Below are 1,676 nucleotides of genomic sequence, written 5' to 3' on the forward strand. Positions count from 1 at the left end.
GGTCAGGGCCGTAGCAATGCGCCTGCGACTTCGCAACGCCGTCTGGAAGATGATCCGAAGGCCAAAGAAATCTTCTGGGATCCGCAGGCAAAGGCACTGGCTGCATACGACGAGACGCTCGAACGCCTTCACCTGGACGGCATGGTCTATCCCGCACTGCAGATGCCGCCGAACGATGAGATCGCTCCGCAACCTGACGGGAAGCCGTCCACCGGACCGCACAGCAACACCGGCTGGGTAAATCGAATCGGCGTTCCCGCCGTCGTAGTACCCGGTGGCTTTTATGACAATGGCCTTCCCTTTGGCCTCGAGATCAGCGGCAAGGCGTGGCAGGACGGTGCTCTGCTCGGCTACGCATATGCGTATGAACAGAAGACACACCACCGGAAGCCACCTGTGCTAGCGATGGAATAGACAATCTCGACTTGCTGGAGAACCTTATTTGGATTGGAACCGCATGTGAGTCCGCCCACAGCGGCGACAACGCCATGGCTTTAGACCAACAAGGGAAGCAATAATTTCAAATAAACCGCTCGCCGGGCGACGTTCCAACGTCACGCCGATGCAGTTTGAACATTCTCTACTACTCATGGATACAGGACGTGCTCCGATCTTCAAGTCTCTATTTCAACCGAGACGGATACAAGGCAAATAAAGCGATAAACCTAAGTGTCTTTGATGCGATGGAAGAGGGATGAGCACCCGGTAAATTTTTGTATTTTTGGTAACCAGGGCAGGAGAGGTACTACATTGCTTAGTTAGTAATCTACCAGATTCTACCGTTCGCTATCCAACACTGAATCAAGGGTTTCACCCCAGTCCACCCTGCGAGCGTGCTTATAGCTTTTATCCCGCTTCCGGATTACAGGCTGGGTCATCGATCCATCGGCATTGCAGAGTTTCAATGAGATCAAACCACGGTTGATCTTCGGACGCATCAGCACACGCGAACCGTGCCCCACTGGGCGTTCGCGACCTACAGCCAGGTAGAGGAACTTTTCATCCTCCCATGGCACATCCCCCTGCTTCACCAGGCGGTGCATGCGGCTGCGCTCGACTCTTTCGGCGAAGTGACACCAGTCGGGACTCACGAGAGGACAAGCGAAGGCGTGCGGACAGGGGGCAAGCATCTGTGCCCCGGCCTGCAGCAGAGCGGTCCGAGCCTCCAGGATTCGCTGCCATCCGGCGGGAGTACCGGGCTCTACCAGCAACAGCACGCCGGCCGTTGCCGACCATAGGCGCTCAACCAGCAGACGCTGGGCGAGAGCGGAGAGCTCCGAAAGAACATACGCACAGGTCACCAAGTCGAAGCGGTTGTTGATTGCAACCGAAGCCAGGTCCCCAGTCTGCCACTCTGCTGCGATGCCGGACGCCGCAACCAACGGCTCCCCGGCCTGGCGGATGGGACCGCTGCCTTCAAGTAGAAGAGCCTGCTGCAGCGATGGCCACACGTCGCCGGCAGCCAGCGCGGCTGTTCCGGGCCCGCTACCGGCATCGAGCTGCGTTGCCGGGGCAAACTCCGGATATACGTCTGCCGTCTCCGCCATGGCGCGGCGGACGGCGCTGAAGGTTGCGGGAAAGCGGACGGCGAGGTAGGCCGCGGCAGCCAGATCAGTACTCAAATGAGCGCTGGCAGTCGGTGCCTCCGTGCGGTACCGTTGTGAGAGCACTTCGGC

General features: G+C 58.7%; 1 protein-coding gene and 1 pseudogene. One reads left to right on the forward strand and one right to left on the reverse strand.

The genetic code is table 11. The features are described 5' to 3' along the window. Positions 1-414, forward strand: a pseudogene (locus AB4043_RS24700) (amidase); the annotation flags it as partial. A gap of 362 nt (positions 415-776) precedes the next feature. Here AB4043_RS24700 and AB4043_RS24705 read toward each other — a convergent pair. Next, positions 777-1,676 (reverse strand): small ribosomal subunit Rsm22 family protein (locus tag AB4043_RS24705; protein ID WP_442308418.1); only part of this gene is annotated, 900 nt, incomplete at its 5' end.

The organism is Terriglobus sp. YAF25, assembly GCF_052113305.1.
Lineage (GTDB): Bacteria > Acidobacteriota > Terriglobia > Terriglobales > Acidobacteriaceae > Terriglobus.